The following is an 11,649-nucleotide window of genomic DNA, read 5'->3' as shown; positions in this document are numbered from 1 at the left end:
CGAGCTGCGCACCGCCGAGTACTGGGTGCGCCACGTCCGCGAGGCGGTCCGCTTCCACGACGCGATCCAGGCCCTGGAGCGCGAAGGCGTCCGCACGTACGTCGAACTCGGCCCGGACTCGATCCTGTCCGCACTCGGCGAGCACTGCGTGACCGACGCCGTCTTCGCCCCGGCGCTGCGCGCCGGCCGTCCCGAGGCGCAGACGCTCACCACCGCCCTCGCCCAGGCCCACGTACGCGGCGTGGTCGTCGACTGGGAGGCGTTCTTCGCCGGTACCGGCGCCCGACGGACCGAGCTGCCCACCTACGCCTTCCAGCGCCAGCGCTACTGGCCCGAGGAGGCCGACGCCGACGCCTCGGCGGACCGACCCGGCGCGATGGACGCCGAGTTCTGGGACCTGGTGGAACGCGAGGACATCGACGCGCTGACCGCCACCCTGGGTGTCGACGGCGACCTGCCGTTGAGCTTCGCCCTGCCCGCCATGTCCGAATGGGCCCGAGGGCGCCGCGCGGAGCGGTCGAGCGCCGCCGACGGCGAGGCGGCCCCTGAGGTGGCGGGCCCGGCCGAGCCCTCGCTGCGGGAGCGGCTGGCCGGACTCACCGAGAACGAGCGCGAGAAGATACTGCTCGCCCTGGTCAGGGTCGAGGCGGCGGCGGTGCTGGGCTACCCGGGACCGGAGGACGTCGACCCGGGGCAGGCGTTCCGTGACCTCGGCCTGGACTCACTGACGGCCGTCCAGCTGCGCAACCGCCTGGCCGAACTCACCGGGCTCACCCTGCCGGCCTCGCTGGTCTACGACCAGCCGACGCCCGTGCTGCTGGCCTCCCACCTCCGCGGCGAGCTGGCCTCGGGCGATGCGGCCAACCCCACCACGACCGTGCTCGACGAGCTGGACCGCCTGGAGGCCGCACTGGCGGCGAGCAGCCCGGACGGTGTCACCCGGGCCCGGATCCAGATGCGCCTGCAGGCGCTCGCCACCCGGTGGAGCGAGTCGCAGCCGCTGGCCGAGTCCGCACCCGCCGAGCTCGGTGAGGTCGTGGACGTGGAGAGCCTCGACTCGGTCTCGGACGAGGAGCTGTTCGCCTTCATCGACGACAGCCTCGCCTGATCCCCGACTCCCGGCGGCGGGCAGGGCGCGGTGGCCGAGACGGCCGCCGTCCCTGCCCGCCGCCTGTTTCTCAGCGGCACAGACCCGGTGTCCTGATCGACCCGGTGTCCTAGACCTAGAGGCCGAACCGGCGGGTGGCCTCCTGCTCCTGGGCGAGGCGGCGCAGGCTCAGCAGGACGGGCTCGAACAGGACGGCCGAGGCGACGGCGGCCTCCACCTGTTCGAGGACGGTCGGGAAGCGCTCCATCCGGTCCAGGTCGTGGATGGCGGTGTGCTCCATCTGCCGCGCGTACGGGGCCAGGTCGTCCGCGTCGAGCGGGTAGCCGAGCCGGTTCAGTGAGGCGACCGAAGCGACCAGTTCCCGGTAGACGGGGGAGAGCGGACCGACTTCGACCGTAAGGGTCCAGCCGAGCCGGGTGAGCATCCGGTCGACCTCCTGGCGGGCCGTGATCACGGCTGGGTCGTCCTGCTCCGGCTCGATGGCCCGGGGGAGTGCCCAGAGCGCGGCACCGAGGCGGATGGTCGGGCCGAGCGAGTCGTCGTCGACCTGGGCCAGCACCTCGCGGACGGTGGCCACCGGGATCCGCCCGACCTGGACCATCGCCCGCACCAGTCGCAGCCGGCGCAGGTGCGACTCGTCGTACTCGGCCTGCGTCGCGTTCACCCGGCGGCCCGGCGGCAGCAGGCCCTCACGCAGGTAGTACTTGATCGTGGCGATGGAGACCTGACTCCGCTCGCTCAGATCGGCCAGGCGCATCCTCTTGTGCCTCCTATTGAATAGTGCCACTATCCCACTGGTTGAGAGCTGGGCCATCCAATCACGGGCGGGCGCGTCGCATCCGTCGATCACCAGGGGGGTGCCGTGTTCAGCAGGCCGATTCCCGGTCGTACCACCGCTGCTGCCGAGGGGGAGGTCGTCGTCTTCCTGATCGGCATGCGGATCAACCACTTCTGGGCGCCGCACCACTGGCTGCCGACCATGCTCGCGATGCCCCGGATGCTCCGCGAGCTCTCCCGGGACCCGCAGAGCGGGCTGAAGGGCTACCAGTTGCTCAGCGGTTCACCGCGCACCTACCTGGTGGTCCAGTACTGGGAGTCCAAGGAGAAGCTGCTGGCGTACGCCGCCGCGCCCGACCGGCTGCACCGCAAGGCCTGGGCCATGATCAACCGCTTTGAGCGCAAGTCCCGCCGGCATGTGGGGATCTGGCACGAGACCTACATCGTCCCGCCCGGCTCTTACGAGTCGATCTACGGGGACATGCCCCCGCACGGCCTCGCCGCCGCCACCGGGGTGCTGCCGATCGAGCGGCGCGGCGCCACCGCCCGGGAGCGGCTCCGTCGGACGGGCCCGCGGTAGGGGCGCTGCCTGCGGCCCCTCCGGATCCGGGCGCCTAGCACGAAACCGGCTTCGTAGCCGTTGCCGTTCTGGCTGATGATCGTGGTGATCGCGTCGGGGTTGTTCAGCGAGAGCCGCCAGTCGATGGGTGCGCCGTAGGGGTGGGTGCGCAAACCCCCCGAACCGGCCCGATCCGGTGAGGGTCGTCACACCGCCCGAACGTCCACGACTGCCGATAGTTGATCGCCGAACGTGCGGCAGCCGCTCGCCCTCGGCTGATTACCATGATCGCGCCAATCCAGGCCGGAATCGAGTCCTCCGGATGCCTTTCGATGGCTTTCGCCCAGGTCAGCGGGTATGCCAACGCTCTAGAAATATGTCCGATTTATCAGGTTTGGCGATCGACCGGGCGGGAACGGCGGCTGATCGGCATTCGTCAAGGACTGTCCGCCACTACGACGAGGCGTCGTATCAGGGGGTCTTGGCCGGGGCGCGACAGCTCGCTAAGAATGGCGACGTCGTCAGAGACCGCGGCTCCTGTCCCGCCGCGGAACTTCCCCCTGGCACCGAACGCAGACGCGTCGAGTGCCGCCGTGCCCCCGCCCAGACCTACGTGAACCCCTGTCCGGTCACGTGGGCCCTTGAACGGGCGAGGTCACGGCCAACCCGATTGAGGTCTCTATCTTCATGCCCGCTTTCCCCACTCGTATGCGTACCGGTGTCGCCCTGCTCGCCTCCGTCGCCGGCCTGACCGCCCTCGGCGCCGGTTTCGCCCCCGCCGCTTCCGCTGCCACCCCGCAGCAGATCGCCAAGCAGATGGTCCCTGCGAACCAGTGGGCCTCCTTCAACCAGATCATCTCCCACGAGTCCAGCTGGAAGGTGACGGCCACCAACCCGTCCTCCGGCGCTTACGGTCTGGCCCAGGCGCTGCCGGGCTACAAGATGGCCTCCGCCGGTGCCGACTGGCGGACCAACCCGCGGACCCAGATCAAGTGGGCCCTGAACTACATGAACACCCGCTACGGCAGCCCGAACGCCGCCTGGGCCTTCTGGCAGACCCACCACTGGTACTAAGAAACCCGGAACGCGCACCGAAGGGGCCCTGACGGCAACTCCGTCAGGGCCCCTTCGGCTCTGTAGCAGGCCCCTGCCTCCTTGCCGGACCTGCGCGTCAGACCCTCAGCCGCGCGACGGCCCCCGTCTCCAGCGCGACGTAGAGGGCGCCGTCCACCCCGACGGCCAGGCCGTGCGGCTCGGAACCGGGGCTCGGCAGGGCGTGCTCCTCGATCCGGCCGTCGGCGGTGATGGACCCGATGCTGTTACCGGCCCACTGGGTGAACCAGCAGGTGCCCGCCGAGTCGACGGTGATCGCGTGCGGACGGGCCGAGCGGTCCGGCAGCGGGAACTCCGTGATCGCGCCGTCCGGGTCGATGCGCCCGATCTGCCCCGCGCCGATCTCCACGAACCAGAGCCCGCCGTCCGTGCCGGCGGTGAGGCCCACCGGAGCGGCCTGCGGACTGGGCAGCGGATGGAGTGTGACCTCCCCGTCGAACGTGATCCGGCCGATCGCGTTCCCCTGGTTGAGGGTGAACCAGAGCGCACCGTCGGGGCCGCCGGTGATCGCCGAGGGGAAGGCGTGGTCGACGGGTAGCGGAAACTCCGTCACCCGGCCGTCCGTGGTGATCCGCCCGATCCGGTCGGCGTTGGTCAGGGTGAACCAGAGCGCACCGTCGGCGGCGGCCGCGATCCCGAAGGGCCCGCCCTCGGCGGTGGGGACGGCGAACGAGACCGCCTGGCCGTCGGTGGTGATCCGGCCGATCCGGTGGTCCCGGTACCGGGTGAACCACAGCGCACCGTCCGGACCCGGCGTGATCACCGTCGGTCCGCAGTCCGCCGAGTCCAGTGCGTACTGCTCGCACGCACCGTCAGGTGTCAGCCGTCCGATCCGCCCGGCGTGGACCAGCGTGAACCAGAGCGCACCGTCCGGGCCGGCGGTGATGCCGTAGGGCCCGGCATCCGCCTCGGCGACGGGAATCTCGGTGATCACATGAGCTTCAGTCGACGGCATGCGGTGTTCCTCCCCGATCGATCGGCCGCTCTCCGAGTCGGCCGTGTACCGAGCGTAGGCCGTGACCAGGCCGCCGCTCCGGCCAGGGGTAACCGACGAGACACGCGTGCGCTCGTTCCGCTACGTGCCCGAGGCGGTCCGCCGTGAACGGCGGATGCCGGACGGGGCGGAGGCACTGCCGCTCCCGGCCGCCGTCATGCCTGGTGGGCAGGCGCCCCGGAGACCGCCGACTCGGCCTGTCCGCCCAGGAGTTGACGGGTTCCCGTGTCGGCGGAGCGCTCGCGCACCTGGCCGATGAGGCGCTGGAGGACCCCGACCCCTGGCACGGGCTGTGCGAGTTCGCCGCGTGCTACGTGCGGCTGCGGGCGGAGAGCCGCGGCATCGGCGAAGCGCTCGGCGGTGCTTGCCCGGAGACTCTCGCCGAGCGGCTGACGGGGCTGCGGGAGCGGATCGGCCGCCTGGTGGAACGGGCCCGGACGGCCGGCGTGCTCCGGGCGGACGTGACCTGGCAGGACGTGGCGTTCCTATTCGCCGCCGCGGCGACGGGAGACCGGACATTGGGCATCCCGGCGGAAGAGCGGCAGTGGGAGCGCAACCTCCGGGTCGTGCTGGACGGCCTGCGTGCAACCCCTGAGCCTAGTGCACCCGGTTGGCCGTGCGGCGGTACGCATCTGACGGGCGGCCGAGCACGTGGAATCAGCCGGACAGGGCCTGCCGGATCCGCTGGGGAAGGGTGTCCCACGGGCGGCAGTCGACCACCGGCAGGGCGTGCAGCCCGGCCTGCTCGGCCAGCCACCGGGAGTACCGGACGCTGACGTCCGCCCGGTGGCTCTGGATGCCGCCCTCCGGCTCGCGCTCGGCGTAGTTGGCGGTGATCTGGGCGGCGTCCTGCTCGTGGAGGAACACCGCCCGTACGCTTCGGCCCGCTGCCGCGCCCTCCCGGATCGCGCGGGCGGCGGCGGCCGGGGTGAGGTAGTCACCCTCGACCAGTGCGGGCACCTCGACCGTCAGCCGGTTGCGCACGACACCGAGCACGGCGGGCTCGAGTGCGTTCGCGGTGGCGATCTGCAGCTCGACCACTCGTGCGGTGCCGAGCGCGGAGGTGTCGGGAACGCAGTCGAAGTGGTGCAGGCCGGGATGCTGCTGGGCGGTGGTGACGGTCTGGACGGCACTGACCACGTCGTCGAACTCCACGACGAACGCCCCCGAATCCAGGGCGAGTTGGGCGGCTGCCCGGCTCTTGCCCACCCCCGAGGCGCCGCCGACCAGAAGGATGTCCCACTGTGCGCTGCTCACGGCCCGACCGTACCGCACCGCCGCGGCGGGTCCCCGGCGCCCCCGGACCGCCGGTCCGGGGGCTGGCTGCTGCTCGGCCTCTCCGAGCTCCTTCGAGCCGCCCGGTTACGGGTAGGGGGTCGAAGGGCTGAGCGGTCGGTCCGCCCGTGCGGAGGGCAGGGATCTGCCCCACGGGCTCGGCGCATGGCCGCCGATCCGTCGGTAGTCGCGGTCGCGGGCCCAGGAGCGCTGCTGGCCGTGCTCGGCCTCGCGCTCACCGTGCGGACCGGCGAGCATCGAGCAGCGCGGGCGCTCGGCCGAATCGCCTGCCGCACCGACCGCAACCGTCTCCAACTCCCTTACGTCCAGCGGACTCTGGCTGCGCTGCGGGACGATGCCGGCGACCTGCGGAGCGGTGTCGGGCGAGTCGGCGGCGACCTGGTCGGCCGTCGGCAGGTACGCGGACAGGAACCGGCGCTCCGCGTGGGTCAGCCTGCGCGAGCGGCCGGAGGTCCGGTCCCGTGCGACCACGACGGTACGGGCCGTCATGTAGGTGTGCGGATCGCGGCAGACATCCACCCGGACGTGGGCGGAACTGCGTCCCAGCCGCTCCACCGTGAGCCGGACCTCCAGCGGTTCGGGCCGGTGGTGCAGCTGTTCCAGGTAATCGATCTCGTGGCGCGCGATCAGGAATCCGGCCGGGAAAAGCGATTCCCGGGCCGCTTTGGCGTGGTGGTTGAACAGATCGTGAATACCCTCCTGGATGTACGAGACCAGGCGGGCGTTGTTGATGTGGCCGTTCTCATCGACGTCGCCCCATCGGGTGGGGCAGTGCAGGACGTGTGCGTTCGTGTCCGGGTACCCCGCGCTCACTGCTTCTTCCGCCCGGCATTGCCACTGGCCCCGGCCGGTGAGGTCAGCAGGGCCCGCCTGAGGCGGGCGTGGTACGCCGAGTGCTCGGCCGCCATCTCCCCGGCGGTCCAGCCCTCTTCGGCCGCCTCGGCCGCGGTGCGGACGACCAGCGCGTCGAGCGCGCCGTCCACGGTTCGGCAGAGCTCGGCGACAGCGGCGAACCGTTCGGGGACACCCCCGCTCCCGGCCTTGAACCTGGCAGGGAACGCCGCGAGCGCGTCCACCGCGAACTGCAGACCGTCAGGGGCAGTCGAACCAAGTCCCGGTCGGCATTTGTGCACGATGTCTCCCGAAGTGATGGATAGCTGGGACGGCCGGATCCGGCTCATTCACTGGATTCCCCCGGACCCCGCCCTTGCGGAAAATACGTTATCGCAATCCGGCACTCGGTCGGGACTTTTATGCAAGGATTGGACAGATTGCCTACTTCTGGAGTAGTGGAATAGCTTCCGAACTCGCCTTCTCATGCTCGGATCCGATACCATGGCCGGCGAGTGGGCTGCTTCTGTGCTTTTCTGTCCCGATGGTCTCGAACGAATTTCTAGGCTATTGGCCTCCTGTTCGAAATCATCGTCTCCTGTCGCCTTGCGCCGCCCCGTTTCCGAGGTCCTCACGGGACAACGCGGTAGCCGCCCGTCGGTCGTGGCCCCGGCGAAACCGATCCGACTCGTTCGGTTCCGATCCCCGTCGCCCACCGCGAAGCCGGCATCCAGCCACCGCCGGCCGCCCTTCGGGCAAGTCGGGGTGTTGCCAGAGGCGCTGGGGAAGTGGACCGATGATGCTTCGTCACGCGCGGTGCGTGGTCGAAACCTGCCACGCGTCCCCCCGGGTGGAGCCGACGGTGCGGGCGTCGCGCCTATGCGTAATTCCATATGGTTTTTCGCACAGTGGCCCCATGAGGCCCGTCACCCACGCCGCTGCCGCCTACCTGGTCGTTCTGCTGAGCACGTCCATCGACCCGCTGCCGAGGCCGGCGGTCCCGGCGGCCGATCGGGCCTCCCCGCCCGCTGCCGCGAGGCCGCAGGCACCGCCGGCGCCCGCCGGCGCCGCCAGGCCGGCACCCGAGGAGCCCTACACGGCCCCGGACGAGGGGCGCTTCGGCCCGTCGGAGCAGGTGGTGCCGGGTGTGGACTACCGGTCGTTCACCGTGCCGGGTTCGCATGGCGAGACGCGGGTCCATCTGCTGACGGTGGATCTGCGGCAGCCGGGGGTCCGGGCCGGGCTGCTCTTCCCGGGTGTGGTCGCCGCCGGGGCGCCGGTGTCGGGGATGGCGGCGGAGCAGGGCGCGGTGGGGGCGGTCAACGGTGACTTCTTCGACATCAGCGAGGAGCAGCACCCGGGGGTGGAGGCGACCGGCGCCACCTCGGGGCCGATGGTACTGGACGGCCGTCCGCTGAAGGCCGCCGTGCCGCAGGGGCAGCGGTTCGGCTGGACGCCGCCGGAGGGGGACAGCAGTGAGGACGTGTTCGGGGTCGGCGCGGACGGCCGGGCGCGCACCGCCCGGCTCACCCTGCGCGGCCGGGTCCGTACGCCCAAGGGGGTGCTGGAGCTGCGCGGGCTGAACCAGTACGCCCTGCCGGTGGACTCGATCGGTGTGTTCACCCCGCAGTGGGGGGCGGCCTCGCGGGCCCGAGCGGTCTGCGGGACCGACGACAACCGGGCAGCGCCGTGTTCGGGCGAGGTCTATGAGGTGACGGTCCGCCAGGGGAAGGTCGAGTCGGTGTCCGAGACCCCGGGCCGGGGCGTGATCCCGTCGGACGCGGTGGTGCTGCTCGGGCGGGAGGCCGGTGCCCGGGCGCTGCGCGAGCTGGCGCCCGGCACCCCGGTCACGGCGGACTACGCCTTCGAGTCCAGTGCCGCGGTGCCGTTCGCCTTCGCGCTCGGCGCATACCCGCTGGTCCGCGCGCACGCGCCGCTGCCGGGGCTGGACACCGAGGTCGCGGAGCCCCGGAGCGCGGTCGGGATCGCCGCCTCGGGACGGGTGCTCCACCTGCTGTCGACCGACGGGCGGGAGAATGCCTCCAGTGGCCTGACCGTCGGTGAACTCGCCGAGCTGTTGCGCTCGTTGGGCTGCGCGGAGGCCGCCTACCTGGACGGCGGCGGATCCGCCACGCTGGCGACCCGGGACCAGGGCAGCGGCCAGGTGCGGATCCGCAACAACCTGGACCGGGGTCAGGAGCGCCCGGTGCCCAACGGGATCGGTGTGTTCGCCGGATGAGGAACGGCTACTGCGAGGGATCCGCCGGAGCGAGCTGGGCCTCGGTGGCGGCCTTGGTGATACCGAGACCGCTGAGTGGACCGGTGCCGTGCTCCAGTTCGAGCAGGGCCAGCAGGATGTGCTCCGTCCCGACGTGGCTGTACCCGGTCCGCAGGGCCTCACGGAAGGTGAGCTCGAGCGCCTTGCGAGCTTGGCCGTCGTAGGGGATCAGGTCGGGCACCTGGTCGCCGGCCGGGGGGAGTGCGGCGGTCACGGCCAGGCGGACGGCGTCGAGGGCGATGCCCTGGGCCGTGATGGCCCGGGCGGCCGGCGTCCCGGGCTTGCGGGCCTCTCCCCGCGCCACCAGCGGCTCCGCGCACGCGCCGCCGGTTTCCGCCGTCGATGCGGGCCTGCTGGTGCTCCGGCTGGCCCCGCTGCTGCCGGCCGGTCACGGTGCCCAGAAGCTCTTCGGTGCCTTCGGTGGGCGCGGTCTGAGCGCCACCGCCAAGGGCTTCGAGGAACTCGGCTACCGTCCCGGGACCCTGTTCGCCGCGCTGGGAGGACTGTCGGAGTTCGGCGGCGGACTGGGCCCCGCCCTCGGACTGCTCACCCCGCCGGCCGCGGCCGCCGTGGTCGGGGTGATGCCCAACGCGATGGCCGTCACCTCGGGCCACGGACTGTGGTCCGACGAGGGCGGCCTGGAGTACCCGATGTGCCTGTCGCTGATCGCGATCGCGCTCGCCGGCATCGGGCCCGGGCGCCTGGCGCTGGACAGCCCGTTCCGCTGGGGCCGGGGCGGTTGGTGGGGCATGGCCACCGCCCTGGTGTTCGGTGGTGCCGGTGCCGCCATCGTGCTGTCCCTGAAAGGGGTGACGCTCTAGACCCGGACTTGGCGGTACGGGTCTAGAGAGGGGTCATGCTCCGTCCGCACCCGGTGGTCCGCCGCGGTCGGCCGTCGTACGGCAGTTCACCGGCGTCGGCGTGGCCCAGCCAGAGGATGCGGTCGGCCGTGCGGGCGAACGCCCGGTCATGCGTGATCAGGACGGTGGTGCGCCCGGCCATCAGTTGCCGCAGCGGCGCGATCACCTTCTCGGCGGACCGGTCGTCCAGCCCGGCCGTGGGCTCGTCCAGCACCAGCACCGGGGTACCGCGCAGGAAGGCCCGGGCGATCGCGATCCGCCGGCACTGCCCGCCGGAGAGCTGGAAGCCGTCGCGGCCGATCTCGGTGCAGTACCCGTCCGACAGTTCGGTGATGAAGCCGTGCGCGTCGGCGGCGCTGGCGGCCCGCTCGATCTCGGCCTGCGAGGCGCCGGGCCTGCCGTAGGCGATGTTCTCCCGGACGGTGGCGCGGAACAGCGCCGTCCGCTGGGGGAGCAGCGTGACGGCCCGGCGCACCGAATGCAGGGTCAGCTCCCTGAGGTCCTCGCCGTCCAGGCACACGGTGCCGAGGTCCGGATCCAGGAAGCGGACCAGCAGTTTGGCGAGGGTGGACTTGCCGCAGCCGCTCGGTCCCATCACCGCCAGGACCTCGCCCGGGCGGAGGTCGAAGCTGATGTCCGCCAGCAGCGGCAGACCCGCGTGGCCGGGGTAGTCGAACCCGACCTGGTCGCAGGACAGCCGCCCGGCGACCGTGCGCACGTCGCGGGCACGTGGGTGCTCACGCACCGGGCTCGGGGTGTCCAGCAGTTCCAGCAGCCGCTCGGCCGAGGCGCCGGCCGTACCGGCAACCGAGGCCAACTCCGAGAGCTGGTGGGCCGGTTCGAAGAGCTGCGCCATGAAGGCGGCGAACGCCAGCAGCCCGCCGAGGCTCAGCACACCGCGCTCCAGCTCGTACGCGCCGATGCCCACCACGGCCAGCCCGGCGAGCACTTCGAGCACATTGAGGAACGGCGGGTACAGCTCGGCTAGCCGCGCGGCGGCCAACTCGGCGTCCATCAGCGCGCGGCCCTCGCGCCGGACCCGGCCGACCTCGTGGGCCTCCTGCTCGCAGGTGCGGGCGAGCTCCGAGTTGCGCAGGCTCTCCTCGACCACCGCACTGACCCCGCCCGCCCGGCGCTGCGCCACCCGCTCGCGCACCAGCAACCGCCGACCGAAGAACCGTGCCGAGGCCCAGAACAGCGGGGCGGTGCAGATCGCCACGAGCGCGAGCGGCAGGCTCAGGTACATTGCGGCCGCCGTGAACAGCAGCAGCCCGAACAGGGCCGCCGTGCCCTCGACCAGCCCGGAGGCGACCAGCTGCTCGATGGCGACGACATCCCGGGTCAGGCGGGACACCACGTCGCCGGGCCGGTGCCGCTCCAGCGTGTCGGGCGGGAGGGTGTGCAGATGCGCCACGGCGGCGGTGCGCAGCCGCAGGACGAATCTCTCGGCGGCCCGTCGCGCGCCGTAGCCGCCCGAGAAGGTCAGCAACGCGGCGCCGATGGCCGTGCCGAGCATGGCCGTCCCGAGCGTCCAGAAGGCCGAGAACCGCCGGGGGACCAGCACCTCGTCGATCAGGTCCTTGAACAGCCAGACCGACACCACCTCACCGAGGCTCCCCGCCACCAGTAGTACGGCGCTGACCGCAAGCCACGGAGCGTCGGGACGCACCCACGGCCAGAACCGCCGGAAGGCCACCCGCGTGGGGACCGCGGGTGAGGGCGCGACCGGCCCGTCCACAGCGGACCCGGGTGCCAGGGACTCCAAGACGTCGCCTCCGTCGCGGCAGAAGGGGGCCGACCGATCACGGCCGGCCCCCGGAGGTGAGGGTTCCG

General features: G+C 72.0%; 12 protein-coding genes and 1 pseudogene. 6 read left to right on the top strand and 7 right to left on the bottom strand.

The window, feature by feature from the left end:
* Positions 1-1,108 (top strand): phosphopantetheine-binding protein (locus tag ACZ5ON_RS15070; protein WP_465591284.1); only part of this gene is annotated, 1,108 nt, incomplete at its 5' end.
* Between the two features lie 115 nt (positions 1,109-1,223).
* Here the strand turns inward: ACZ5ON_RS15070 and ACZ5ON_RS15065 are convergent.
* Positions 1,224-1,865, bottom strand: a complete 642-nt coding sequence (locus ACZ5ON_RS15065; protein ID WP_465591282.1) for a MerR family transcriptional regulator — start codon at positions 1,863-1,865, stop codon at positions 1,224-1,226.
* Positions 1,866-1,970: 105 nt separating this feature from the next.
* On the opposite strand from ACZ5ON_RS15065, the gene ACZ5ON_RS15060 reads away from it, so the two are divergent.
* Both ACZ5ON_RS15060 and ACZ5ON_RS15055 read left to right on the top strand, forming a co-directional pair.
* Positions 1,971-2,465 (top strand): DUF4188 domain-containing protein, encoded by a 495-nt coding sequence (locus ACZ5ON_RS15060; protein WP_465591280.1) that lies wholly within the window; start codon positions 1,971-1,973, stop codon positions 2,463-2,465.
* A gap of 666 nt (positions 2,466-3,131) precedes the next feature.
* Complete coding sequence (locus tag ACZ5ON_RS15055) at positions 3,132-3,518, top strand: aggregation-promoting factor C-terminal-like domain-containing protein (RefSeq protein WP_465591278.1); 387 nt, start codon at positions 3,132-3,134, stop codon at positions 3,516-3,518.
* A 97-nt stretch (positions 3,519-3,615) separates the two neighbouring features.
* On the opposite strand, the gene ACZ5ON_RS15050 is transcribed toward ACZ5ON_RS15055, so the two are convergent.
* A complete protein-coding gene (locus tag ACZ5ON_RS15050; protein WP_465591275.1) occupies positions 3,616-4,512 on the bottom strand; it encodes a Vgb family protein in 897 nt (298 codons plus the stop codon).
* 143 nt (positions 4,513-4,655) lie between these two features.
* On the opposite strand from ACZ5ON_RS15050, the gene ACZ5ON_RS15045 reads away from it, so the two are divergent.
* Positions 4,656-5,327, top strand: coding sequence for an SbtR family transcriptional regulator (locus ACZ5ON_RS15045; RefSeq protein ID WP_465591273.1), 672 nt, complete (start codon positions 4,656-4,658; stop codon positions 5,325-5,327).
* Here the strand turns inward: ACZ5ON_RS15045 and ACZ5ON_RS15040 are convergent.
* From ACZ5ON_RS15040 to ACZ5ON_RS15030, 3 genes are all read right to left on the bottom strand, one after another.
* Positions 5,209-5,808: an AAA family ATPase gene (locus tag ACZ5ON_RS15040; protein WP_465591271.1), complete on the bottom strand. Its 600-nt coding sequence runs from the start codon at positions 5,806-5,808 to the stop codon at positions 5,209-5,211. The two genes, ACZ5ON_RS15045 and ACZ5ON_RS15040, sit on opposite strands and share 119 nt — an antisense overlap.
* A gap of 105 nt (positions 5,809-5,913) precedes the next feature.
* Positions 5,914-6,660 carry an acyl-CoA thioesterase gene (locus ACZ5ON_RS15035; RefSeq protein ID WP_465591268.1) on the bottom strand — a complete coding sequence of 249 codons (747 nt, stop codon included), beginning with the start codon at positions 6,658-6,660 and terminating at the stop codon, positions 5,914-5,916.
* Positions 6,657-6,923 carry a hypothetical protein gene (locus ACZ5ON_RS15030; RefSeq protein ID WP_465591266.1) on the bottom strand — a complete coding sequence of 89 codons (267 nt, stop codon included), beginning with the start codon at positions 6,921-6,923 and terminating at the stop codon, positions 6,657-6,659. The genes ACZ5ON_RS15035 and ACZ5ON_RS15030 overlap by 4 nt, the downstream gene beginning before the upstream one ends.
* 671 nt (positions 6,924-7,594) lie before the next feature.
* Between ACZ5ON_RS15030 and ACZ5ON_RS15025 the strand changes: the two genes are divergently transcribed.
* The gene (locus tag ACZ5ON_RS15025; RefSeq protein ID WP_465591264.1) at positions 7,595-8,917 is read left to right on the top strand and encodes a phosphodiester glycosidase family protein; all 1,323 of its coding nucleotides are present in this window, start codon (positions 7,595-7,597) and stop codon (positions 8,915-8,917) included.
* Between the two features lie 7 nt (positions 8,918-8,924).
* Here the strand turns inward: ACZ5ON_RS15025 and ACZ5ON_RS15020 are convergent.
* A pseudogene (locus ACZ5ON_RS15020) lies at positions 8,925-9,230 on the bottom strand (Clp protease N-terminal domain-containing protein); the annotation flags it as partial.
* On the opposite strand from ACZ5ON_RS15020, the gene ACZ5ON_RS15015 reads away from it, so the two are divergent.
* Entirely contained in the window at positions 9,211-9,777 is a 567-nt protein-coding gene (locus tag ACZ5ON_RS15015; RefSeq protein ID WP_465591261.1) for a DoxX family protein, read from the top strand. The pseudogene ACZ5ON_RS15020 and the gene ACZ5ON_RS15015 sit on opposite strands and share 20 nt — an antisense overlap.
* Positions 9,778-9,799: 22 nt before the next feature.
* Here the strand turns inward: ACZ5ON_RS15015 and ACZ5ON_RS15010 are convergent, their stop codons facing one another.
* On the bottom strand, positions 9,800-11,581 hold the full coding sequence (locus ACZ5ON_RS15010; RefSeq protein ID WP_465591259.1) for an ABC transporter ATP-binding protein: 1,782 nt from the start codon (positions 11,579-11,581) through the stop codon (positions 9,800-9,802).
* Positions 11,582-11,649 lie beyond the last annotated feature (68 nt).

Source organism: Kitasatospora sp. NPDC032150 (assembly GCF_055579945.1).
Note: the sequence above shows the minus strand (reverse complement) of the source record. Positions and strands in the feature narration are given on the sequence as shown.

Excerpts from the sequence above, each read along its gene's own strand:
- ACZ5ON_RS15065 (WP_465591282.1), bottom strand. The coding sequence starts at position 1,865 with ATGCGCCTGGCCGATCTGAGCGAGCGGAGTCAGGTCTCCATCGCCACG.
- ACZ5ON_RS15055 (WP_465591278.1), top strand. The coding sequence starts at position 3,132 with ATGCCCGCTTTCCCCACTCGTATGCGTACCGGTGTCGCCCTGCTCGCC.
- ACZ5ON_RS15050 (WP_465591275.1), bottom strand. The coding sequence starts at position 4,512 with ATGCCGTCGACTGAAGCTCATGTGATCACCGAGATTCCCGTCGCCGAG.
- ACZ5ON_RS15025 (WP_465591264.1), top strand. The coding sequence starts at position 7,595 with ATGAGGCCCGTCACCCACGCCGCTGCCGCCTACCTGGTCGTTCTGCTG.
- ACZ5ON_RS15015 (WP_465591261.1), top strand. The coding sequence starts at position 9,211 with ATGGCCCGGGCGGCCGGCGTCCCGGGCTTGCGGGCCTCTCCCCGCGCC.